This window comes from Novosphingobium sp. TK71 (assembly GCF_055361505.1).
In genome coordinates, this window is the sequence record NZ_CM143962.1 from 1,571,221 (window position 1) to 1,593,144 (window position 21,924).

Here is a 21,924-nt window from a genome sequence, read left to right on the forward strand (position 1 = left end):
GGAAATACAATGACCCGCCTCGACAACAGCCGCGTCATCAAACCTGCGACCGGCACCGAACTCAGCGCAAAAAGCTGGCTCACCGAAGCGCCGCTGCGCATGCTGATGAACAACCTCCACCCCGACGTGGCCGAACGGCCGGAGGAACTGGTGGTCTATGGCGGCATCGGCCGCGCCGCGCGCGACTGGGAAAGCTACGACAAGATCGTCGAGACCCTGCGCCGCCTGAACGAGGATGAGACGCTGCTGGTCCAGTCCGGCAAGCCGGTCGGCGTGTTCCGCACCCATGCCGATGCACCGCGCGTGCTGATCGCCAATTCCAACCTCGTGCCGGAATGGGCGAACTGGGAACACTTCAACGAACTCGATAAGCGCGGCCTTGCCATGTACGGCCAGATGACCGCCGGTTCGTGGATCTACATCGGCACGCAGGGCATCGTTCAGGGCACCTACGAGACGTTCGTGGAGATGGGCCGCCAACACTACAACGGCGACCTTTCGGGCAAGTGGCTGCTGACCGCCGGCCTTGGCGGCATGGGCGGCGCGCAGCCGCTGGCCGCGGTGATGGCCGGCGCTTCCTGCCTTGCCATCGAATGCCAGCCCAGCCGCATCGAAATGCGCCTGCGCACCGGCTATCTCGACGTTGCCGCCGAGACCATCGACGAAGCCATGGCAATCATCGAAAAGGCCAATGCCGACAAAAAGCCGGTCTCCGTCGGCCTGCTCGGCAACGCGGCGGAACTGCTGCCCGAAATGTTCGCGCGCGGTATCCGTCCCGATTTGCTGACCGATCAGACTTCCGCCCACGATCCCGTCAACGGCTACCTCCCCGCCGGCTGGACCGTTGCCGAATGGATCGAAAAGCGCGAGCGAGAACCCGAAGCCGTCGCCAAGGCGGCCAAGGCCTCCATGGCGGTCCACGTGCAGGCCATGCTGGACTTCCAGGCGGCGGGCGTGCCCACCACCGACTATGGCAACAACATCCGCCAGATGGCGAAGAACGAAGGCGTGGAGAACGCGTTCGACTTCCCCGGCTTCGTGCCCGCCTATATCCGCCCGCTGTTCTGCCGCGGCGTCGGACCGTTCCGCTGGGCCGCGCTCTCCGGCGATCCCGAGGATATCTACAAGACCGACGCCAAAGTGAAGGAACTGCTGCCCGACCACGCGCACCTGCACAACTGGCTCGACATGGCGCGGGAGAAGATCCAGTTCCAGGGCCTGCCCGCGCGCATCTGCTGGGTCGGTCTGGGTGACCGCCACCGGCTGGGCCTCGCCTTCAACGAGATGGTGGCGAACGGTGAACTCAAGGCCCCGGTCGTCATCGGCCGCGATCATCTCGACAGCGGCTCGGTCGCCTCTCCCAACCGCGAGACCGAGGCCATGCGCGACGGTTCGGACGCGGTTTCGGACTGGCCGCTGCTCAATGCGCTACTGAACACTGCGTCGGGCGCGACCTGGGTTTCGCTGCACCACGGCGGCGGCGTCGGCATGGGCTATTCGCAGCATTCGGGCATGGTGATCGTCGCCGACGGCACCGAAGCTGCCGCCAGGCGTCTGGAGCGCGTGCTGTGGAACGACCCGGCGACAGGAGTGATGCGTCACGCCGATGCCGGGTACGAAATCGCGCTGGATTGTGCGCGGGAGAAGGGTCTGGACCTTCCCGGCATCCTCTGAAAGCTGGCGGGAGCGATCGCCGCAGCCGGTCGCTCCCGCCCTGCGCTCAGCCCAGCTTCTGCCGCTCGGCGATGCGTTCGTCCACGCGCTTGTCCAGCATCGAAAGCGGCATCACCCCTTCTGCCAGAACCGCATGGAACCATGGCAGGGTGAACTTGTCGCCCAGGGCCGCCTGCGCCCGCTGCCGCGCCTTGACCCATGCGGTGTGGCCCATCTTGTACGAACAGGCCTGGCCGATCATCGTGCAGTAACGCTCGACCTCGCGCAGGGAACGCGGACGCGCGAATCCCACCGTCTCGACCATGTAGTCCGCCGCCTTCTCGCGGCTCCACTTGTAGTGGTGGAGCCCGGTATCGATGACCAGACGCGCGGCGCGGAACAGATAGCTCTGGAGATATCCCGCGCGTTCAAGGCCGCTGTAACCTCCCAGCTCGTCGGCAAGCTGCTCCGCATAGAGCGCCCAGCCTTCGCCATAGGCGGAGATGAAGCTGTTCCTGAGCAGCATCGGCAATTCGCCCCCGGTCTGGGCATAGCCGCCCTGCAGGTGATGCCCGGGAACGCCCTCGTGGTAGGTGAGCGAGGGCAAGGTGTATTTCGGCCAGTCCCCCACGTCCTTGAGGTTGATCCAGTAGATCGCCGGACGCGACCCATCGAGAGGCGCGCGATAATAATAGCCGTTCGAAGCGCCGTCCTGAATCTCGGGCGGCACGCGGCGGATTTCGAGCGGCTGCTGCGGTGGGTTGTCGAAGACCTGCGGCAGCTTCGCATACATCTGCCGGATGCCGTCGTTGAGGGCGGCGATCAATTCGGTGCGACCGGCATCGGTGTTCGCGTAAAGCTGGTCCGGCCGCTTGTTGAGCGCATCGAGACGCGCGCCGACCGGGCCTTGCGTCAGCCCGGCGGAGCGCAGGATCGTATCGAGCTGCGCTGAAAGATCGGCAACCTGTTCGAGGCCGATCCTGTGGACTTCCTCGGGCGAATACTCGGTGGTGGTCGCCTGCTTGAGCGCCTCGGCATAGATTTCGTCGCCGCGCTTGAGGCGCCACGCGCCGTCGCCCGCCGCGGTGTTCGGGCGCTGCGCCCTCAGCAGGGCGATCTGGCGGTCCAGCGCGGGATGAACCTCCTTTTCGAGTATGGCCGATGCCCGTGCCGCCCAATCACCCGCGATGCCCTTGGCCGCCGCGCGCCTCGCCAGTGAAGTGACCAGACCGCTCTGCGCGGCAGGCGTGTCGCGCAGCTTCGCCATCTGGCCGAGCGTCAGGTCCAACGACCAGCCCGGCGCGACCACGCCGCGCGCGCCATATTCCTTCTGCAGGTCCGTCTCGTCGTCAAGCGAGGTCCTGAAGGCGGAAAGGCGCGAGAGATAAGCCTCCGCATCGTCCTTCGTCTCGATCGTGTGGCGGCTGTCGAGGAAGTCCGGCAGCGAAAAGTAGGCGCCGCCCTGCTGGGTTATGAGATAGGGCCGCTGCGCGCTTTCCAGATCGAACCGGTCCTGCGCCGCCACCCGCTGGCGAAGCTGGTAGAGCGAGAGTTCGCGGTTGCGACGGCCGGTTTCGCTGAGCGGCGCGGGATCGACTTTCTCGACTTCGGCGATCGCCTTGTGGCCAAGGGCGAGATCGGCCTCCCGTCCCTTGCGGCTGCCGTCCGAAAGGCGGGACTTCAGCGCCGCATACTTGCCCTTGTCCAGGCCAAGCGAGGTGGCCATCTCCGGGCTCTGCGCCAGGCTTTCATAGAACAGGCCGTCCAGCTTTGCATAGAAAGCGGTGTCGGCACCGTTCGGCGCGGTCGCCGCAGCCATGGCGCTGCGGGATGAAAGCAGGCTCCAGGCCAGTCCGGCCCCAGCCGTAGCCATGAATTCGCGGCGCAGCATTCTGTTATCTCCATCAAGAGCACTGCCGCGAACGTGCCGATCCTTTCACGCCTCCGCAACGCAAGTGTACTGGTTCAAACGATTAAATTCACAGCCGCGCAAAAATCCGATCGATCAGGCGAGAAAGCACGGCAGGTTCTCTTGCCAAACTGGATCGCAAGAGGAATGAAAGAAAACCAGATCGGTTATATGACAGGACATCCCATGATTAACCGCATCCGCGACATTCGCCTTCAGAAAGGGCTTACCCTGGCCGATGTCGCCGCCGCCTGTGAACCGCAGACCACGCCGCAGACCATCGGCCGTCTCGAAACCGGGATGCGCAACCTCTCCCTCGTCTGGATGAACCGGATCGCAAGGGCGCTGCAGGTCGAGCCGGAAAGCCTGCTGCGCAGCGAGGCGAACGCACCGGCCATGATCGTGGCGGTGCTGTCCGAAAGCGGGGCCGAGAGCCCGCGCACCCGCCGCGAAGCCGTGCTGCCCAGCGACCTCGCCGCCGAAACGCCGTGGATGGTGATGGAAGTCGAAGGGTCCTGCGGCGAGTATCGCACCGCGGATCAGGTATGGCTCAGGCAAGGTCCTGCGCAGGACGCCGCCCGCCTGCTGAACCGCGACGTGCTCGTGCCCCTTCCCGGCGGCCGGTTCGCGTTCGGCCGCCTGATCGAGATAACCGGAGAGACGCTTTCCCTCCTGCCTCCCGTCAGCGGCCAGCGGCCGGTACCGGTGGAACATCCGCAATGGATAGCCGTTGCCGAAATGCTCGTCAGGAAGCTCTAACCTTATACAGCCAAAGGCAAACCCATGCGCATCCTGTCCATCGCCACGCTGTTTCCCAATCCTGTCAGACCTTCGTTCGGTATCTTCGTCGGCAACCAGATGCGCGCGATCGTGGCGAGCGGCGAGGTGGATCTGACGATGATAAGCCCGATCGGCATCCCGCCATGGCCCCTCGCCCGCCGCCATCCCTACGACAAGCTGCGCCATGTTCCCGAATGCAGCGATGCGTCCGGATTCGAGGTTCACTATCCCAAGTTCACCCTCATCCCGAAGATCGGGGGCGACAGCAATCCCGGACGAATCGCCACGGCCGTGCTGCCGCTGGTGCGCCGTCTCCACGCAGAGAAGCCGTTCGACCTCGTCGACGCCCAGTTCTTCTTCCCGGACGGGCCTGCCGCCGCCATCGTCGCACGGGAACTGGGACTGCCGCTCACCATCAAGTCGCGCGGGGCGGATATCCATTACTGGGGCCAGCGCCCCGCCGCGCTGAAGCAGATGCGACAGGCCGCGCATCAGGCGGCAGGAATGCTCGCAGTGAGCCGGGCCCTGCGCGAAGACATGATCGCCCTGGGCATGCCGGAAGAACGGATCGGCGTTCACTACACCGGGCTGGACCACGATCGCTTCCACCCCATCGAGCGCGGTGCCGCGCGCGCGCTGGTTTCGGCCATGCCCAACCTCGGCATCTGGTCGGTCGGTCCGCTGATCGTCACGCCCGGCTCGCTGATCCCGCGCAAGGGCCAGCGGCTGGTCATCGAGGCCCTGGCCCTCCTGCCCGGCGCTAGGCTGGCGCTGGCCGGCGCCGGCGAGGACGAAAAGCCGCTGCGCGACCTTGCGCAGCGGCTGAGCGTGAGTGACCGGGTGCAGTTTCTCGGCCTTGTCGGGCATGACCTGCTTCCCCACGTCCTGTGCGCGGCCGACGTTCTGGTGCTCCCTTCGACCAGCGAGGGCCTTGCCAATGTCTGGATCGAGGGGCTGGCCTGCGGCACACCGATCGTCATCCCCGATATCGGCGGCGCACGGGAAGTCGTGAAGGACGACAGCGCCGGCCGCATCGCCTCGCGCACACCGGAGGCGATTGCCGATGCGGTGAGCCGGATTCTCGCCGATCCGCCGAGCCAGCAGGATGTTTCGGCCAACGTCAGCCGTTTCTCATGGGGCGTGAACGCGCAGAATCTCGTTCACTTCTGGCACGGTATCCTCGCGGGCGACCCCGTAAACACCGGAGCATGAATGAAAAAAGGGCCGCTCCCTTCCGGGAACGGCCCTTTTTCTTAAAAGCCCAAAGGCCGATCAGGGCTGCGCGCCACGCTCGCGGGCGAGGCGGTCCTGACGGTCAATCTCGCTTTCCTGCTTCACGAAGGTATCCGACTTCACGCCCAACCAGACCAGGATCGGCGCGGACATGAAGATCGAGCTGTAAGTGCCGATGAAGATACCCAGCGTGATGGCGGCGGTGAAGCCGAAGATCACATCGGGACCAAGCGCCAGCAACGAGACCAGCATGATGAGAACCGACAGCGAAGTCGCGATCGTGCGTGACAGCGTCTCGTTCACCGAGAGGTCGAGCAGCTCGTTCATCGGCATGCGCCGGTGCTTCTTCATGTTCTCGCGGATACGGTCGTAGACGACGATCTTGTCGTTCAGCGAGTAACCCAGCAGCGTCAGCAGAGCCGCGACGATGTTGAGGTCGAATTCCATCTGGGTGAGCGAGAACATGCCCACGGTCAGCAGGATATCCTGCACCAGCGCGAAGAGCGCGCCGACCGCGAACTGCCACTCGAAGCGGATCCAGATGTAGATCGAGATGAACACCATGGCGAGACCGAGCGCCAGCATACCGGTGTGGAACAGCTCGCCCGAAACCTTGCCGGAGACCGAGTCTACACCGTCGACGCGGGCGTCCGCGAAGTCCTGCCGGACCTTGGCGGTGATCTTGCGGGCCATGCCGTCAGCCAGCTTCGGATTGTCCTCCGAACCTTCCGGCAGCTTCATGCGGACCGAGACCTCGTTCGGCTTGCCGAAAGTCTGGATGACCGGCTCGCCGAAGCCGAGCGAATCGACGCTGTCGCGCAGCTTGGCGACCGGAGCGGTCGCGCTCTGTTCGAAGGTCACGCGGATCATCTGGCCGCCGACGAAGTCGACGCCCAGGTTGAGCCCGTATGTGAACAGCAGAACGACCGAGGCGGCCATCGCCAGGATGTTGGTGATGAAGAACGGCCACTGCCAACGAAGGAAGTGGATGTTCGTGTGATCGGGAATGAGCTTGAGGAGCTTCATGCGCCAGTACCTTTATACGTTCAGGTCGCTGGGACGGGTGCGACGCAGCCAGCCCGCAACCCACATCCGGCTCATCGTGACCGCGGTGAACACCGAGGTGACGATGCCGATCATGAGAACGACGGCAAAACCGCGTACCGGGCCCGAACCGAAGGCGAACATCAGCACGGCGGCGATGGAGTTGGTGATATTGGCGTCGAAGATGGCGCGGCTCGCCTCCTTGTAACCCAGTTCCACCGACTGCACGACGCGGCGTCCGCGATGGCGTTCCTCGCGGATGCGCTCGTTGATGAGCACGTTGGCGTCCACCGCAGCACCGATGGTGAGCACGAAGCCGGCGATGCCGGGCAGTGTCAGCGTCGTTCCCAGCACGGCCATGATGCCCAGGATCATCAGCACGTTGAAGATCAGGGCCAGGTTCGCATAAGCGCCGAAGCGCCCATAGGTCAGGAAGATGAACAGCATCAGCAGCACGGTGCCGACGCCCATGGCGACGACGCCCTTCTGGATCGAATCGGCGCCGAGATCAGGCCCGACGGTGCGTTCCTCCACCACGGTGAGGTCGACCGGAAGCGCACCCGAACGCAGCGCAATGGCGAGCTGGGTAGCCGACTGGACGTTGAAGCTGCCCGAAATCTGGGCGCTGCCGCCAAGAATCGGTTCGTTGATGCTGGGCGCGGAAAGCACCTTGCCGTCGAGGATGATGGCGAAGCGCTTGTTCACGTTCTCGGTGGTCAGCTTGGCGAACTTCTCGCCGCCCTGCTGGTTGAACGTGATCGAGACGACAGCCGCGTTGGTCTTCAGTTCGAAGGCCTGCTTGGCGTCGGTCAGTTCGTCACCCTTGATGCCGCCGAGGCGCTTGACGGCCAGGACCGGAACGCCGCCCGAACCGGGCGCGCTCGGATCGGCCCATGGCACCAGTTCGTCACCCGGGGGCACAATGCCCTTGGCGATGTCGCTGGGCACGGCGGTCTCGTCGACCATCTTGAATTCGAGCTTCGCGGTCTGGCCGAGCAGGTTCTTGAGCGCCTGCGGGTCCTGAAGGCCCGGAACCTGCACGTCGATGCGCGTGCCGCCGAGGCGGCGGATGTCGGGCTCCTTGGTGCCCAGCGCGTCGATACGCTTGCGCACCACCTCGACCGCGGTTTCCATCGCATTGCTGATCGCAAGGTCGATACCCGCCTGCGTCGGCACGAGGATGAAGCGGGTGCCGTCCTGAACCGTGATGTCCCAGTCACGCTGGCCGGTAAGGCCTGCGCCGGAGGTCAGCGGCAGGATCGCCTCGCGCGCCGCATCGACCTGCGAGGGATCGCGCACGGTGAAGGCAAGCTGGCCGCCGGTGCTGGAGAAATCGCCGATGGCGATGGCCGGGGAGGCCTGGCGCAGGCGCGTGCGCACGGATTCTTCCATGCCTTCGAGGCGCTGCTGCACGACCTGCTGGCGATTGGCCTCCAGCAGGAGGCGGCTTCCGCCGGCAAGGTCGAGGCCGAGATTGATCTTGGGCTCGGGCAGGAAACTGGGCCAGCGCGCGTTGGTCAGCGAGACCAGCGAGGGCACGGCGCAGAGGGCGATGACAATCGTCAGGCCCCAGTACCAGAGCTTCTTCCAGGTGGGAAATTCGAGCATAGCCTGTGGCTTCTCTCCGAAAAGAGCGCCCGAATGGCGGGGCGCCCTATGTGATCGGACCTACTGTGTGATCGGACCTAGCAAACGGGCATCGCCGGCAACACCCGGCGATGCCGGAAACTCAGTCGTTCGCGGGCTTCGAACCGGCCGGCGGGATCACGTCGACGATGGTCGACTTGACGGCCTTCACGATAACGCCCTGTGCGAGCTGGACGTCGGCATAGTTGTCGTCGATCCGGACGATCTTGCCGACGAGACCGCCACCGGTCAGCACTTCGTCGCCCTTCTTGAGCGCCGACAGCTTGTTCTTGTGCTCCTTCTGCTGCTTCATCTGCGGGCGCAGGATGAGGAACCAGAAGATCACCGCCATCGGGATAATGATACCGAAGTTCGCAATAAACGAACCAACACCACTGGGGGCGGCTGCTGCGGCGAGCTGGTTGAGAATCGAGCTTTGCATTGAACTGAAGGGCCTTCTCGTCGTTTCGTCCCGGCGGGCGGGGCGGCATCCGATCTGCCGCACGCCTCGCCGGAAAAATCCATTCATGGACTTTGCCGGATGCGCGCGGTTAGCAATAAAGCGAAGCACTGGCAACGCGCGGCCTTGCTGCCGAAAGCCGCCCATCCCCCGCGACCTGCCCGCAGATAGGTATCCACAGGCTTGCTTCAACCGGCATGAAGAAAGTCTCAATCAGACGCTTGCGCTCTCGAAAAGACCCTCCTATAGGCCGCGCTCCGGTCGGGACGTAGCGCAGCCTGGTAGCGCATCACACTGGGGGTGTGGGGGTCGGAGGTTCGAATCCTCTCGTCCCGACCAATTTTCCAAGACATCGTTGGCAGAGAATTTCCCCTCCCGGGGACACGGCATTCTCTCGCGGTCTTGCTACCCATTTTCCTACAGGGCCGGTTTTGGCTATCTGGTTGCGGGCCACCATTCCGGGAGTGCCCCAAGAATGCCACTGCTCGATTCGATTCTCTCGCCCGTATCGAAGATCATCGACAAGGTGATCCCCGATCCCGAAGCGCGCGACCGCGCCAAGCTCGAATTGCTCAAGCTCGAAAATTCCCAGGAACTCCAGATGCTTCAGGCGAGCCTCTCGCCAATCGTCGCAGAAGCGAATTCAAGCGATCCCTGGACCAGCCGTGCGCGGCCAAGCTTCCTCTACGTCATCTACATCATGATTCTCTGGGCCTTGCCGATGGGCCTGATCGGCGCGCTCAGCCCGGCGACGGCCCATGCCATCGGCGATGCCATGACCGCTTACCTCAACGGCATCCCCGAGCCCCTCTATGCCCTCTTCGGCACCGGCTATCTGGGCTACTCGGCAATGCGCCAGTGGGGAAAGACCAAGGGTTCCGACCGTTAAGACAAAGCCAAGCCTTGGCCGCTAAGCCTCCTTGCAAGAGCGCGCGCCATGCCCGCCCTTGCAAGGAGCAACTGGTGTTTCGGATTGTCGCGCGCATCGTGCTGGCCACGACCCCTGCCCTGGCGCTGGTCGCCTGCGGACCGGGCCGCGAAGAGGAGCTGGAAAAGCAGCTGGCCGAGGCCAAGGCATCGGCCGAACAGGAAGCCTCCGCCCGCAAGCAGGCCGAACGGGAAGCCTCGGCCGCGCGGCTCAAGGCGAACGACGCGGAACTCGCCCGGTTCTACCAGGGTGACGGCGGCGCGGCGGGGGAACCCGAAGCGGAAACGCCTGCCGACACGGCGCCCCCGCCCGAGGGGACTCAGGCCGATGGGCGCCCTGTCGCCGACGAGATGCCCGCTCCGCGCTGACCGTGCCGACATCTCGCCCCGCGACATGTTTTGCCGCATTTTCCGGCGGGCGGGCGATTCCACCTCGCCTGAAAATGCTCTAGAGCCGCGACCGGAAAGCAACCGCACCGGGAATTCTCGAAATGGCCAGCAAGCTCGTCTACGTCCTCAACGGACCGAACCTCAACCGCCTGGGCAAGCGCGAGCCCGGCATTTACGGCTCCCAGACGCTGGACGACATCGGCGCCATGCTGGTGGAACGCGGCGAGGCGCTGGACTGCACCATCGAAATGCGCCAGTCGAACCATGAAGGCCACCTCGTGGACTGGCTTCATGAAGCAGAGGACGAAGGCGCGCACGCGGTGCTGATAAACCCCGGCGCCTACACGCATACCTCGGTAGCGCTGCATGACGCGATCCGCTCGATCAAGGTGCCGGTGATCGAGGTCCACCTTTCCAACCCCCATGCACGCGAGGAATTCCGCCACAAGTCATGGGTCGGCATGGCCGCCAGGGCGACCGTCGCCGGCTTCGGTGCGAAGGGCTACCTGCTGGCGCTGGAGGGTGCCGCAGCGCTTTGAGCGACGATGCAATCCAGCGCCTTGCCCCGCTCATCCCTTACCGAGACGATATGCTGGATATCGACGTAGACCCCGCCGCGCGTTCCGGGCTTCATGCCGTCCGGAACGACGGCAACGTCGCAAATTGACGCCCGCGCAAGATCGAGAAGCATGGGCCGCAGTTCCTGCGGCCCCTCATCCGCGGCGATGGCGATGGCAAGGTAGGAACGGGGCTTGAATTCCGAGATAACGTCGTCGCCATGAAAGGGACGGACGCGATCGCCGATCGCAGAAATGGGCCGCCCCCGGTCGCTCCAGCCGCCGTGAACGACATCGAAGCGAGGAAGTGACGGAAGGACATCCGCCGTAATCTCCACTTGCTCCCATGTCGTTCCAAGCACGAAGTCGGGCTCGGGCGCCTGCTTGCCGCGCGTGAACCACCAGAGGTTCCCTCCAGCCAGCAGCAACGCCGCGCCGACCAGCAGGGCACGGCGCGTTCTTGCCATCATCGTCACGCGCGAATCGCTGTCAGGTTTCGAGCGGCACGCCCGGCACGCTCTTGGCAGTGCGGATCGTCAGCGAAGTCTTGACGCTATCGACGTTGGGAGCCGGCGTCAGCTTGCTGGTCAGGAATTCCTGGAAGCTCTGAAGATCGCGGCTGACGATCTTGAGGATGAAGTCGATCTCGCCGTTGAGCATGTGGCACTCGCGCACCTCGGGCAGACCCTTCATGTGGTCTTCGAAGGCCCTCAGCGATTCCTCGGCCTGGCTCTTGAGGCTGACCAGCGCGAAGACGGTGATCGTGAAGCCCAGCTTCGAGGCATCGAGGTCGGCGTGATAGCCCTGGATGATGCCCGATTCCTCCAGGCTGCGTACGCGGCGCAGGCACGGAGGGGCAGTGAGACCGACACGCTGGGCCAGTTCGACATTGGTGATCCGGCCCTCCTCCTGCAGCTCGGCGAGCAGGCGGCGGTCGATGTCATCGAGATTAATCATGCGAAACTTTCCTTGCGGGCGCGCAGCGTCATCCGACATGCAATATCCACACGAAAACACTGACGCCCCTGTAATAATATTATCCCATAGCGTAATCGTCCCGCATTGCAACGCCTACAATCTACCGACTTCCGCTGTCTGCACAGTTTGCTAGGCCATGAGTGACGCGGGTTTAACCTCTATCGGGCCATACTGTGCCGGATATGCGGAAACGGCAGCTTCGCAATGGTTTGCGGGTCGCCTATGGAACGGAAATGCACTTCGACGATCGCCTTGCCACGGTACTGCGCCTGCCGTCCTCCGCGGACACGCTGGCCCGTATCCAGTACAGGCAATTGATCGATATCCTCGGCCGCCTGCCCGCCGACGCCCAATCCGCCGCGATCGACGCCGGATTCGCGCGCGTCGTGGAACTGGGCGCGGTGATTCCCGCCGCCGATCGTGCCCGCCTTGTCCGCCAGCCGCTTCAACCGCTGACCAACCCCCGGTTGCTGGCGATTTTTGCCGAAGCGGAGCCCGAGGTCGCGACGGCGGCAATCGGCACCGCGAGGCTCGATACCGAGGCGTGGGTCGGCCTCGTTCCCGCCCTGCCCGTGCGGGCGCGCGGCATTCTTCGCCATCGCCGCGATCTCGGCCCCGAAGTGGAAAGGCTGCTCGAAAGGCTCGGCATTCTCGATCGCGGACTGCCGCCTTGCGAATCGGCCGAGGCGGTCGACGAGCCGCTCGAACCCGAACCGCTCGATCTGCTCGACGAAATTGCGCCGCCCGAGCCGGCCCAGATCGAGCCCACCCAGATCGAGCCCACCCCGCTCGAACAGCCGCCGATCGGCGCACCTGCAAGCCACCCCATTCCCTTCGCCGAGTTCGAACAGGCTGCCGCCTCGCTCAAGGCGCCGCCTTCTCCGACGACGAACGAAGCGGGCATCGGCGCCATCGTCCGCCGGATCGAGGAATTCCGCAAAGCGCGCGAGAGCCATGCGAGCGACGCCGCGCCCCGCCTGCCGCTCGGCGATTCGGCTGCTGCCGTCTTTCCCGCCGCGATGGACTTCACCACCGATGCCGAAGGACGAATCTGCTGGGCGGACGGCCCGCATGCCAGCGCGCTGATCGGGCTCAACCTTGCAGCGCATGATCCGGCCATGGCCGAACCGCATCATGCGCCTGCCCCCCACCCCGCCGCGCATATGCCCGGCCTCGCGCTTTCGATGCGCCACCGTCAGCCCCTGCGCGCCGTACCCATCGAGATTGCCGGCGCTCCGGCCGTCAGCGGAGACTGGCAGGTCGATGCCGTTCCGCACTTCGATTCGGCGAGCGGCCGCTTCACCGGCTATGCGGGCCGACTGCGCCGTCCCGGCAAGGTTGCCGCTGTCGATGCAGTGCCCACCGCCGAGCCCAGCGAAGCGGACCGCATGCGGCAGGTGCTTCACGAACTGCGCACCCCGGCAAACGCCATCCAGGTGGCCGCCGAGATCATCCAGCAACAGCTCTACGGCCCGGCCCCGCATGAATACCGCGCGCTGGCCGCCGCCATTGCCGGAGACTGTGCACACATTCTCGCCGGATTCGAGGAACTCGACCGGCTGGTGAAGCTAGAATCGGGCGTCCTCGGGATCGAATCGGGCGAGTGCGATCTCGCCTCGGTTCTGGAAGAGACCGTTGCGCGCCTCAAGGCCTGGACCGAACCGCGCCGCAGTGGGTTCGCCCTGCCCGAAGGTCAGGCTCCCGGCCTTCTTCTCGCGATCGACCGCACAGAAGTCGAACGCCTGGTATGGCGGATATTCGCCGTGCTGGCGGGCATGACCGCGCCGGACGAAATACTGCGCCTGACGTGGACCTGCGAGAGCGGGCGAATCGGACTGCGGATCGCCCTGCCCACCCTGCTCATCGCCCGCACCGCACAAAGCCTGTTCGAAACGCCGGCCAGCGAACGTGGGCAATCGCTCTCCACCGGCATGTTCGGCATCGGCTTCACGCTTCGCCTGGCGGCGGCGGAAGCGACGGCGGCCGGCGGCGGGCTTCTGCGCGAGGACAACGACCTGAAACTCTGGCTTCCGGCTTTGACCGCGAGTGCAGCAACACACAGCCAGGGAGCCTGAATCCGCGTTCTCCGGGATGCCCCGCCTTTACCGAAGCGGAACGTTTTACCGCCTATTCTCGTTTCTGCCGCAAGCATCGAATCGCAGGTTCTTTCCCGATCCGGGCACGGTTTTCATTGTCGCCACCCTGTCGGATGCGACCCGATCGAGGGAAAAGTTCTTTCTTGCAGGGGTCAAATCTCCTCCAGCCGCCGGCAACCGATGCGCTCGCACGATTTCGCGAGGGCTTCGGGCAGCGTTTCATCGTCACGGTCGACACCGAGGAGGAGTTCGACTGGGACGCCCCGCTCGACCGTAGACGGCACAGCACGCTGACCCTGCCCGCCCTGCGCAAATTCCAGCAGTTCTGCGAAGGCTTCGGCGTCGTCCCGATCTATCTGCTGGATTATCCGGTCGCCGATTCGCCCGATACCGTTGCCGCCATAGGGGACGCAGTGGACGCTGGCCGCGCCGAAGTGGGGGTCCAGCTCCACCCATGGGTAAGCCCTCCGTTCGACGAGGACGTGAGCGAGTTCAACTCCTACGCCGGCAACCTCCCCTACGAACTGGAGCGCGAAAAGTTCGCCCGCCTCCATCGGCGAATCGACCGGGCCTTCGGCCAGGCCCCGCGAATCTATCGTGCGGGCCGTTATGGCCTCGGGCCGCGCACCGCCGAAATTCTCGCCGAATTCGGAATGGCCATCGACACTTCGGTACGCGCCCGGTTCGACTACAGTTCAGCCGGCGGCCCCAATTACCGCGAACACCCGCTGCACCCCTACTGGGCCGGGGGCGAGCACGCCCTGCTCGAACTGCCGCTGACCACCGTTTACTGGGGCCCGCTGCGGCAGATGGGCAACGTCATCTACCCCCACCTCTGGCGCGCACCGCAAGTGCGCGGCGTACTGGCGCGGGCCGGACTGCTGGAGCGCATTCCTCTCACGCCTGAGGGAATCACCGCCGAGGAAGCCCTGCGCGGCGTGGATATCGCGATAGACGAGGGCCTGCCCGTGCTGGTCTTCTCTTTCCACAGCCCCTCACTGGCCCCTGGCCACACGCCCTATGTGCGCAGCGAGGCCGATCTGGACGCTCTTTACGACTGGTGGCGCACGCTTTTCGCCCATCTGGCGCATCGCGGCGTGCGTCCCACCCATGTTGCCGACATCCTTTCCAGCGTAGTGCTTGCCTAGACGGCATTGCCAAGCTAACGGGCTTTTCGTCCGGCCATCGTCGATGGGGTCGGGCATGGCAGTTGGGGCCTGTAGCTCAGCGGTTAGAGCTGGCCGCTCATAACGGCTAGGTCGCGGGTTCGAATCCTGCCGGGCCCACCAACGGCCACCAGGGCACAGGCCTTGGATACATCATCGACGACCGAAGGGTCGGGGAGTGGCGCAGCCCGGTAGCGCGCTTGCTTTGGGAGCAAGATGTCGCAGGTTCGAATCCTGTCTCCCCGACCATTTCGTTTTTCCAGAACACCGGTACCTTCCAGGATCGAGGCCCGCATTCGGCGCTGCGCGGCCGCTGGCGAAGCCATGACGGATGTTCTTACGCAGGTCTGCCCTACCTCAAGACCGATAGCGCAAGGTCTCGACCAGCAGGGCGAAGGCGGGAGAAGCGTGGCGCCGGCTCGGGTAGTAGAGATGGTGACCGGGAAAAGGTCCACACCAGTCTTCCATCACCCGGATCAGGCGGCCTTGCGCGATATAGGGCAGAACCTGATCCTCCGGCAGATAGGCAAGGCCCAGGCCATCCAGCGTCGAATTGAGCCGCAGGCCGATGTTGTTGAACACCAGTTGCCCCTCGATCCGAACATTGACTTCGTGCCCGTCCTTATCGAGGTCCCACGGGAAAATGCCGCCATAGGTGGGCAGCCGGATACCGATGCAATTGTGCCGTGTCAGGTCTTGCGGCGTATGCGGAACGGGATAGCGGGCAAAATACTCGGGCGACCCGACAACGGCCATGCGCAAATCCGGGCCGATACGAACTGCAACCATGTCCTTGGCCACCTGGTCGCCCAACCGAACCCCTGCGTCATATCCTTCGGCCACGATGTCGGTCAGACCGTTGTCGACAACGATCTCGACGCGGATGTCGGGGTTATCGGGCAGGAATTTACGCAGCGCCGGCTGCAGGACCGCCAGTGCCGCATGTTCCCCCGCATTGATGCGGATGGTGCCGGACGGCTTGTCGCGCAACTGGCTGAGCGAGACGAGTTCCTGCGCGATCTCCTCGAAGCGCGGGGCCAGGGTGCCGAACAGGCGGTGTCCCGCCTCGGTCGGCGATACGCTGCGGGTCGTGCGGGTGAGCAACCTCAACCCCAATCGCTCTTCGAGCCCGCGGATCGTCTGGCTGAGCGCCGATTGCGAAACGCCGAGCTTTGCAGCCGCGCGGGTAAAACTGCGCTCACGCGCGACCATCACGAACGCTGCGAGTTCGTTGTAGTTCTCACCCGCCATTAATTAGCGTACCTTATAGTGACATACCGATTACGGCGTCTAATCGCATTCCGGCTGCCAGACTATATCCGATCCGACAATTTTCCCGGCGGCCTGCGCCGTATTGGCCGGCAACCTGACGCGAACCTCGGGTAATCGCCATGAGTCAGGCTGAGACCGCACGTGATCGCCGATCTGAACAAAAGGATGCCACATGTCCCAGTCCGTCCCCAATGTGACCCTGAACAATGGCGTGGAAATGCCGAGCCTCGGCTTTGGCGTTTTCCAGGTTCCCGACCCCGCTGAATGCGAGCGCAGTGTGCGCGACGCCATCGATGTCGGTTATCGTCTGCTCGATACCGCAACCTCCTATGGCAACGAGGAAGCGGTTGGACAGGCCATCCGCAATCATGGCATCGCGCGCAGCGAACTTTTCGTCACGACCAAGCTGTGGATCGAGGACGTCAGCTATGAAGGCGCCAAGGCGGCTTTCGAGCGTTCACTGAACAAGCTGCAGCTCGATTATCTCGACCTGTGGCTGATCCATCAGCCTTATGGCGATGTGTACGGCGCCTGGCGCGCCATGCAGGACCTGCACCGCGAAGGTCGCATCCGGGCTATCGGAGTGAGCAACTTCTATCCCGACCGGCTGCTCGATTTCGTGCTGCACAATGAAATCACCCCTGCGGTCAACCAGATCGAGATCCACCCCTTCCACCAGCAGCACGATGCTCAGGCATTGCTGGAGGAATACCAGGTGCAGCCCGAAGCCTGGGGCCCCTTCGCGGAAGGCAAGAACGGGCTGTTCAGCAACGAGTTGCTGACCTCGATCGGACAGAAGCACGGCAAGACCGTTGCCCAGGTCGTCCTGCGCTGGCTGAACCAGCGCGGCATCGTCGCAATCCCGAAGTCGGTCCGCAAGGAGCGCATGGCCGAGAATTTCGCGATCTTCGACTTTGCTCTGGACGATGGCGATATCGCAGCGATTTCCGCGCTTGATCAGAAGGCCAGCAGCTTCTTCGACCACCGCGATCCGGCGATGGTCAAATGGCTCGGCACCCGCAAGCTCTGACACGGGAAGCACATTTTCCGGCCTAGCGCTCCCGCAGCGCTTCTTGCGCCTTGTTGATCGGCTTCATCAGGTACTGGAGTATGGTTTTCCGACCGGTGCGGATTTCCACCGTAGCCACCATTCCCGGCATGATCGCATGCTCGCGCCCGTCTTTCGTCCGCAGGCTAGAATTGTGGGTGCGAACGTAGACGCGGTAATAGACCTGATCGCGGTGGACCTCGTCCTGCAAGGTATCGGGAGAAATGCGGTCCACCGTTCCCGGTAAAGTGCCGTAGATGGACGGATCGTATGCCGTGATTTTTACGGTGGCCGGCTGGCCGGGCCGGATGAAGGCGATGTCGCGCGGGGAAACCCGCGCTTCGATCAGGAGCTGGTCCTCCAGCGGCACGATCTCCATCAGCGAGCCGCCCGGCTGGATGACGCCGCCGATGGTCGTGACTTCCAGGTTCTTTACGATCCCGCGGACGGGCGAATGAAGCGTCGTGCGGTCAAGCTGGTCGCGCCTGCCGCCGATCACCTGAATCACCTGATCCAGTTCGGCGCGGGCCTTGGCATAGTCTGCACTGGCATCGATGACGTACTGGTTGCGCAGTGAATCGAGCTTGGCCTGGATCTCATTCTCCTGACGGCGAAGCTGGATCACTTCCACCTGATTGGCCGCGCCGAGTTCGACGAGCGGCTCCGTCATGGCAAGCTGGCGCCGGGTCAACGCCAGCGACTGCCGCATGCTCGCGGTGGCGACGGCCAGGTTCTGCCGGCGCGAATGCATCAGTTCCATTTCGCGCGCGACGAGGCCGGGTGTATCCTTCACCGCCTGCGGAAAGCGAGGCGTTCCGCCATTGATCTCGGCTTCAAGGCGGGCTGCTGATGCTTCGAGCGCGCGTGCCTTCGCTTCCGCTTCGCCAAGCATGGAACTGAAGCGTGCACGGTCAAGCGTGGCCAGCTTCTGGCGCGGGCTGACGATATCTCCTTCATGGACGAAGATTCCATTGACGATCCCCCCCTCCAGACTCTGAACAATCTGGGATCGGGAGGGCGGCGTCACTTTGCCTGGCCCCACGGCCACTTCGTCAAGCACGCCGAAGTAGCTCCAGACCACGAAAGCCAGGATGCCGATCGAAAGGATCGGCACGATGCGCAGACGCCCCAGGGTACGCAGCCAGCGGCTCTCCTCATCGCCGCCGAAACCCGCCGGCAGGCTCGCGGAAACCGGCATGGTCCGGTTCATGAGCGTTTCTCCTTCAGCGCAGCAGGCATCGCCAGCGCCGCGAGCACGGCCTCCTTGGCTCCGTCGAGCGCGACCCGCCCGCCGTCGATCAGCACGATCCGGTCCACCAGTTCGAGCAGCCCCGGCCGGTTGGTCGTCACGACAAGGGTCCTCCCGTTCAGCCACTGGCCGAGATTGGCCACCAGATTGCGCTCGCTGATATCGTCCAGCGGCGCGGAAGGTTCATCGAGCAGCAGGATATTGCCACCTCGCAGCAGCGCCCTGGTCAGCAGCAGGGTTTGCCGCTGCCCGCCGGAAAGCCCCGCCCCGCCCTCCTGAAGCAACAGGTCTAGCCCGTGCGGCTGGTTCTGGACGATCCCGGTGCCGCCGGTCACCGCCAGCGCCCGCAGTATCCGATCGTCGCTGGTGCCGGGCGCGCCGATCAGCAGGTTTTCGCGAATCGTACCGAGAAAGAGCTGAGCCCCCTGCCCGAGATAGGAAATGTCCCGGCGAACATCGGCCGGGCTGATCTGCGCAAGACTGCTGCCGTCAAGCAGCACATCGCCGCCCGATGGCAAGGACAGCCCCGCAAGGACTCGTAGCAGAGTCGACTTGCCGGCTCCGATCCGTCCCAGCAGGGCAATCCGCTCCCCGGCGCGGATGGACAGCCGCTCGACCTTGAGGGCCAGCGGCCCCTCGGGATCATAGGCATATCTCAGATCGTTGATCTCGTAGTATCCCTTGAGCACGGGGCGACGCAGCAGCCCCCGCTCGGGATCATGATCGACCGGTTTCCCGAAGAGATCCTCAAGCCCGCCGAGTGCGACCCTGGCATTCTGCCATCGGGTGAATATCTGGCCGAACGGAACGAACAGCACCAGCGCGCGGCTGGTCAGGATGGAGCAGGCGATAAGCGCGCCCATCGTCATGTCGCCGTCCATCACGCGAAATGCCCCGGCGACGACAACGACCGTATAAGCCAGTTGCTGAAGGGTCTGCGTCCAGTTGACGAAAAACGAGGACAGGAACCGCTGTTCCGCCGCGACGCGCGCCCCCGTCACCGAGAGCCGCTCCCACAGCGACTGGAAGCGCGGCTCCGCCTGCGCCATCTTGATCTCGTCGATACGCTCGATCGATTCCACGAGGATCGCGTTTCGCAATGCCCCTTCCTTCATGCCCTCCGTCGCCAGCCGGGCAAGCGGCCGCTGTAGAAGGAGGCCGGGCAGCACGATCAGCACGGCAGCGCCCACCAGCACGAAAGTGAGCGGCCCTGCCAGCAGGGCGAACAGCATGAGGAAGAGCGCGACGAACGGGACGTCGATCAGGGCCGATACGGTGGTGGAGGTGAGCATCTCGCGGATCTGTTCGACATCGCGCAATTGCGCGATCAGGGCCCCCGTCGATCGCGGGCGGGCATCGTTGCGGATGTCCAGCGCACGGGCAAATATCCGCGAGGAAATGGCAAGGTCGGCCCGCCGCCCGATGCGGTCCACCAGTTGCACCCGCGCCGTGCGCAACATGAATTCGAATAACAGCGCCAGTCCCGTCCCCAGCGCCAGCACCCACAGCGTGGGAATGGACTGGGCGGGGATCACGCGGTCCCAAACCTGCATTGCGAAAAGCGAGGTGGCGAAAGTGAGCAGGTTGCCGAACACCGACGCCAGCAGCACCTCCCCGTAGCCGCGCCGGTCCGCGGTGATGATATCCCACACCCAGGAACGGGATGGCCGCCGCAGGAACTCCTCCAACCGGGCATCTCGCGATCGCGTGGACAGGGGTTCGACGAAGCCGACCCGCCCCGAAACCTGCGCGCGGAATGTCTCCAGCGCGAGTTCGACCGGTGTATCCCTGTGGAGCCATGGCATCGTGACGCGGACATGCCCTGCATCGCGGCTGTGGACGATGGCCGCCCCTTCGCCGCGCAGTTCGAAGATGGCCGGAAGCAGCATTTGCGGCACATCTTCAATGCCCATCGCCACGATCTCGAAATCGAGGCCGGACAGCCGCGCAGCCTCTGCCAGGCCTTCTTCCGCCCCCCTGCCCTCATTCCAGTAGAGCCGCCGCGCCAGTTCAGGCACGCCGACCGGCACGCCCTTCAATGTAGCGAGCGCCGCGATGGCGGCGGCCCAGGGATCGTGCAGCACTTCCGGACTGTCAGCCATGCAGGTCTTCTTCCTCGATGAGGCGCGCGGGAAGGCCCAGCGAGGGACGCAGCGTCCCGCAAAGGTTCTCGAACCGGACGCGCGCGCCCATGATGTCATGTTCGGCCACGATCCGGGCACTGGCGGCGCGGTAGATTTCAAGCTGGGTGTTGAGCAGTTCGGTCAGCGTTCGCTTGCCCAGCTTGTATTCCTCGAAGAAGATGCGGCTGGCGGTGATCGCCTGCTCTTCCTGATGCGAATAGGCGGCGATCCGCAAGTGGCCGGCACGGATTTCCTGCCGCGCGGAAAGAGCCTTGCCTCGCGCTTCCATGATGGCCGCTTCCCGCGTCGCGTCAGCCGCGCGGCGGTCTTCCTCGGCAGCTTGAACGAGATAGCGGTTGCCCCGGCGGTAGACATCGCCCGTCACCGTCACCAGCGCCGTGAAGGCATTGTCCCGTGTGTTGTAGGTGTAGTTGTTGCGGGTGTAGCCCATTTGCAGCCCAAGCCTGGGATAGCGTTCGGCCTTGGCCTGCCCGATCCGGGCCGCAGCGGCGTTCTCCGCTTCCTGCGCGGCGGCGATCGCGGGCAAGCGATCATAGTCCGGCTCTTCGTCCCCGGCTTCGAGGCGCGAAATCTCGGCAGATGGATCGGCATAGGTCAGGGCGACCCCGCCGATCAGGTTCGCCAAGGCCGCGCTCGCGATCGCAAGCGCGGTCTGTGCCTGGATCGCTTCACCGCGCGCGCTTTCCACTCTTACGTCGGCCAGCATGAGGTCGGACTTGTCGGATATGCCGGCGCGAACCCGAAATCCGATCAGTTCCCGCAGCCGCTCCAGTTCCTCCACCTGCCGCGCCGCTTCGGCCGACAGCTGCTCGAAACGGCGCACTTCGAGAAACGCCAGCGCACCCTGTTCGGCAAGCTGATCCGCCACCGATTCCAGTTCGAACCGGCGCTGGCTCGTCGTTGAACGGGCCGCGCCGATTTCTCCCCTGGATCGTCCGAAGTCCCAGACCTGCTGCTGCAGATAGACGCTTGGCCCGGCCATGTTCTGGTTGAGCCCGGAACCGTTCCTGTCCGTGAGCATGTTCGGCCCGAGATTGGCCTGGTAGGAAAGCTGCGGATACCAGGCCGCGCGCGCCGCGCCGAGATCGGCCCGGCCCCGCGCCAGCGCGGCATTGGCCCGGGCGATCTGCGGGTGCCGCGCCAGCGTCAGCGCAACGGCCTGCGCGATGTCGAGGTTGGCCGGAACCCGTTCAGCCAGTTCAGGGCCACCCGGTTGTTCGAAGTTTCGTGAAGCTCCTTCGCCATCTTGCGCTGCCAACTTCTCCGCCATCATCCCGGCCATAAGAAACACGGCCGCTCCGGCGATCCTGCGCCACGTAAAGGTCATGAGTCCCCTTCATGATCCGCTTCCCATATTCGACCGGCACGCTGGCCGGATGCGCTCTCCCCGGC

Annotated in this window: 19 protein-coding genes and 3 tRNA genes; 12 read left to right on the top strand and 10 right to left on the bottom strand. The window is 64.5% G+C overall.

Annotated elements, in window-relative coordinates:
• Nucleotides 1-9 precede the first annotated feature (9 nt).
• Nucleotides 10-1,674, top strand: a complete 1,665-nt coding sequence (gene hutU, locus ACXJ16_RS07180; protein WP_443477792.1) for a urocanate hydratase — start codon at nt 10-12, stop codon at nt 1,672-1,674.
• Between the two features lie 46 nt (nt 1,675-1,720).
• Here the strand turns inward: hutU and ACXJ16_RS07185 are convergent, their stop codons facing one another.
• On the bottom strand, nt 1,721-3,544 hold the full coding sequence (locus ACXJ16_RS07185) for a DUF885 domain-containing protein (protein ID WP_324698953.1): 1,824 nt from the start codon (nt 3,542-3,544) through the stop codon (nt 1,721-1,723).
• A 204-nt stretch (nt 3,545-3,748) separates the two neighbouring features.
• On the opposite strand from ACXJ16_RS07185, the gene ACXJ16_RS07190 reads away from it, so the two are divergent.
• Both ACXJ16_RS07190 and ACXJ16_RS07195 read left to right on the top strand, forming a co-directional pair.
• Entirely contained in the window at nt 3,749-4,321 is a 573-nt protein-coding gene (locus ACXJ16_RS07190; RefSeq protein WP_054441402.1) for a helix-turn-helix transcriptional regulator, read from the top strand.
• Nucleotides 4,322-4,345: 24 nt separating this feature from the next.
• The gene (locus ACXJ16_RS07195; protein WP_463921686.1) at nt 4,346-5,554 is read left to right on the top strand and encodes a glycosyltransferase; all 1,209 of its coding nucleotides are present in this window, start codon (nt 4,346-4,348) and stop codon (nt 5,552-5,554) included.
• 60 nt (nt 5,555-5,614) lie between these two features.
• Here the strand turns inward: ACXJ16_RS07195 and secF are convergent, their stop codons facing one another.
• The 3 genes from secF to yajC all read right to left on the bottom strand — a co-directional run bounded on the left by secF (nt 5,615) and on the right by yajC (nt 8,687).
• Complete coding sequence (gene secF, locus ACXJ16_RS07200; protein WP_054441345.1) at nt 5,615-6,601, bottom strand: protein translocase subunit SecF; 987 nt, start codon at nt 6,599-6,601, stop codon at nt 5,615-5,617.
• A gap of 12 nt (nt 6,602-6,613) precedes the next feature.
• Nucleotides 6,614-8,227, bottom strand: coding sequence for a protein translocase subunit SecD (secD, locus tag ACXJ16_RS07205; protein ID WP_463921687.1), 1,614 nt, complete (start codon nt 8,225-8,227; stop codon nt 6,614-6,616).
• A gap of 121 nt (nt 8,228-8,348) precedes the next feature.
• Nucleotides 8,349-8,687: a preprotein translocase subunit YajC gene (gene yajC / locus ACXJ16_RS07210; protein ID WP_054441343.1), complete on the bottom strand. Its 339-nt coding sequence runs from the start codon at nt 8,685-8,687 to the stop codon at nt 8,349-8,351.
• A gap of 280 nt (nt 8,688-8,967) precedes the next feature.
• Between yajC and ACXJ16_RS07215 the strand changes: the two genes are divergently transcribed.
• From ACXJ16_RS07215 to aroQ, 4 genes are all read left to right on the top strand, one after another.
• Nucleotides 8,968-9,044, top strand: a tRNA-Pro gene (locus ACXJ16_RS07215).
• A 136-nt stretch (nt 9,045-9,180) separates the two neighbouring features.
• Nucleotides 9,181-9,594 (top strand): holin family protein, encoded by a 414-nt coding sequence (locus tag ACXJ16_RS07220; protein WP_054441342.1) that lies wholly within the window; start codon nt 9,181-9,183, stop codon nt 9,592-9,594.
• Between the two features lie 74 nt (nt 9,595-9,668).
• Nucleotides 9,669-10,001 (top strand): hypothetical protein, encoded by a 333-nt coding sequence (locus tag ACXJ16_RS07225; RefSeq protein WP_463921689.1) that lies wholly within the window; start codon nt 9,669-9,671, stop codon nt 9,999-10,001.
• 122 nt (nt 10,002-10,123) lie between these two features.
• Nucleotides 10,124-10,561, top strand: a complete 438-nt coding sequence (gene aroQ, locus ACXJ16_RS07230) for a type II 3-dehydroquinate dehydratase (protein ID WP_185997659.1) — start codon at nt 10,124-10,126, stop codon at nt 10,559-10,561.
• Here the strand turns inward: aroQ and ACXJ16_RS07235 are convergent.
• Together ACXJ16_RS07235 and ACXJ16_RS07240 are read right to left on the bottom strand one after the other, a co-directional pair.
• On the bottom strand, nt 10,525-11,049 hold the full coding sequence (locus tag ACXJ16_RS07235; RefSeq protein ID WP_324698948.1) for a hypothetical protein: 525 nt from the start codon (nt 11,047-11,049) through the stop codon (nt 10,525-10,527). The genes aroQ and ACXJ16_RS07235 overlap by 37 nt on opposite strands.
• A 19-nt stretch (nt 11,050-11,068) precedes the next feature.
• Nucleotides 11,069-11,536 carry an Lrp/AsnC family transcriptional regulator gene (locus ACXJ16_RS07240; RefSeq protein WP_054441400.1) on the bottom strand — a complete coding sequence of 156 codons (468 nt, stop codon included), beginning with the start codon at nt 11,534-11,536 and terminating at the stop codon, nt 11,069-11,071.
• Nucleotides 11,537-11,790: 254 nt separating this feature from the next.
• On the opposite strand from ACXJ16_RS07240, the gene ACXJ16_RS07245 reads away from it, so the two are divergent.
• The 4 genes from ACXJ16_RS07245 (at nt 11,791) to ACXJ16_RS07260 (ending at nt 15,068) form a co-directional block, all read left to right on the top strand.
• On the top strand, nt 11,791-13,632 hold the full coding sequence (locus tag ACXJ16_RS07245) for a sensor histidine kinase (protein WP_463921690.1): 1,842 nt from the start codon (nt 11,791-11,793) through the stop codon (nt 13,630-13,632).
• A 164-nt stretch (nt 13,633-13,796) separates the two neighbouring features.
• Nucleotides 13,797-14,801 carry a polysaccharide deacetylase family protein gene (locus tag ACXJ16_RS07250; RefSeq protein ID WP_463921691.1) on the top strand — a complete coding sequence of 335 codons (1,005 nt, stop codon included), beginning with the start codon at nt 13,797-13,799 and terminating at the stop codon, nt 14,799-14,801.
• A gap of 65 nt (nt 14,802-14,866) precedes the next feature.
• A tRNA-Ile gene (locus ACXJ16_RS07255) sits at nt 14,867-14,942 on the top strand.
• Nucleotides 14,943-14,991: 49 nt separating this feature from the next.
• Nucleotides 14,992-15,068, top strand: a tRNA-Pro gene (locus ACXJ16_RS07260).
• Between the two features lie 108 nt (nt 15,069-15,176).
• Here the strand turns inward: ACXJ16_RS07260 and ACXJ16_RS07265 are convergent.
• Nucleotides 15,177-16,070 (bottom strand): LysR family transcriptional regulator, encoded by an 894-nt coding sequence (locus ACXJ16_RS07265; RefSeq protein ID WP_054441333.1) that lies wholly within the window; start codon nt 16,068-16,070, stop codon nt 15,177-15,179.
• A 193-nt stretch (nt 16,071-16,263) separates the two neighbouring features.
• Here ACXJ16_RS07265 and ACXJ16_RS07270 point away from each other — a divergent pair, with 193 nt between their 5' ends.
• Nucleotides 16,264-17,121 carry an aldo/keto reductase gene (locus tag ACXJ16_RS07270; protein WP_463921692.1) on the top strand — a complete coding sequence of 286 codons (858 nt, stop codon included), beginning with the start codon at nt 16,264-16,266 and terminating at the stop codon, nt 17,119-17,121.
• Nucleotides 17,122-17,143: 22 nt separating this feature from the next.
• Here the strand turns inward: ACXJ16_RS07270 and ACXJ16_RS07275 are convergent, their stop codons facing one another.
• From ACXJ16_RS07275 to ACXJ16_RS07285, 3 genes are read right to left on the bottom strand one after another with little or no spacing between them, the layout of a single operon-like run.
• Nucleotides 17,144-18,349: an HlyD family type I secretion periplasmic adaptor subunit gene (locus tag ACXJ16_RS07275; protein WP_463921693.1), complete on the bottom strand. Its 1,206-nt coding sequence runs from the start codon at nt 18,347-18,349 to the stop codon at nt 17,144-17,146.
• Nucleotides 18,346-20,490 (bottom strand): type I secretion system permease/ATPase, encoded by a 2,145-nt coding sequence (locus ACXJ16_RS07280; protein WP_463921694.1) that lies wholly within the window; start codon nt 20,488-20,490, stop codon nt 18,346-18,348. Before ACXJ16_RS07280 ends, ACXJ16_RS07275 begins: the two co-directional genes overlap by 4 nt.
• Nucleotides 20,483-21,859: a TolC family protein gene (locus ACXJ16_RS07285; RefSeq protein ID WP_324698826.1), complete on the bottom strand. Its 1,377-nt coding sequence runs from the start codon at nt 21,857-21,859 to the stop codon at nt 20,483-20,485. The genes ACXJ16_RS07280 and ACXJ16_RS07285 overlap by 8 nt, the downstream gene beginning before the upstream one ends.
• Nucleotides 21,860-21,924 lie beyond the last annotated feature (65 nt).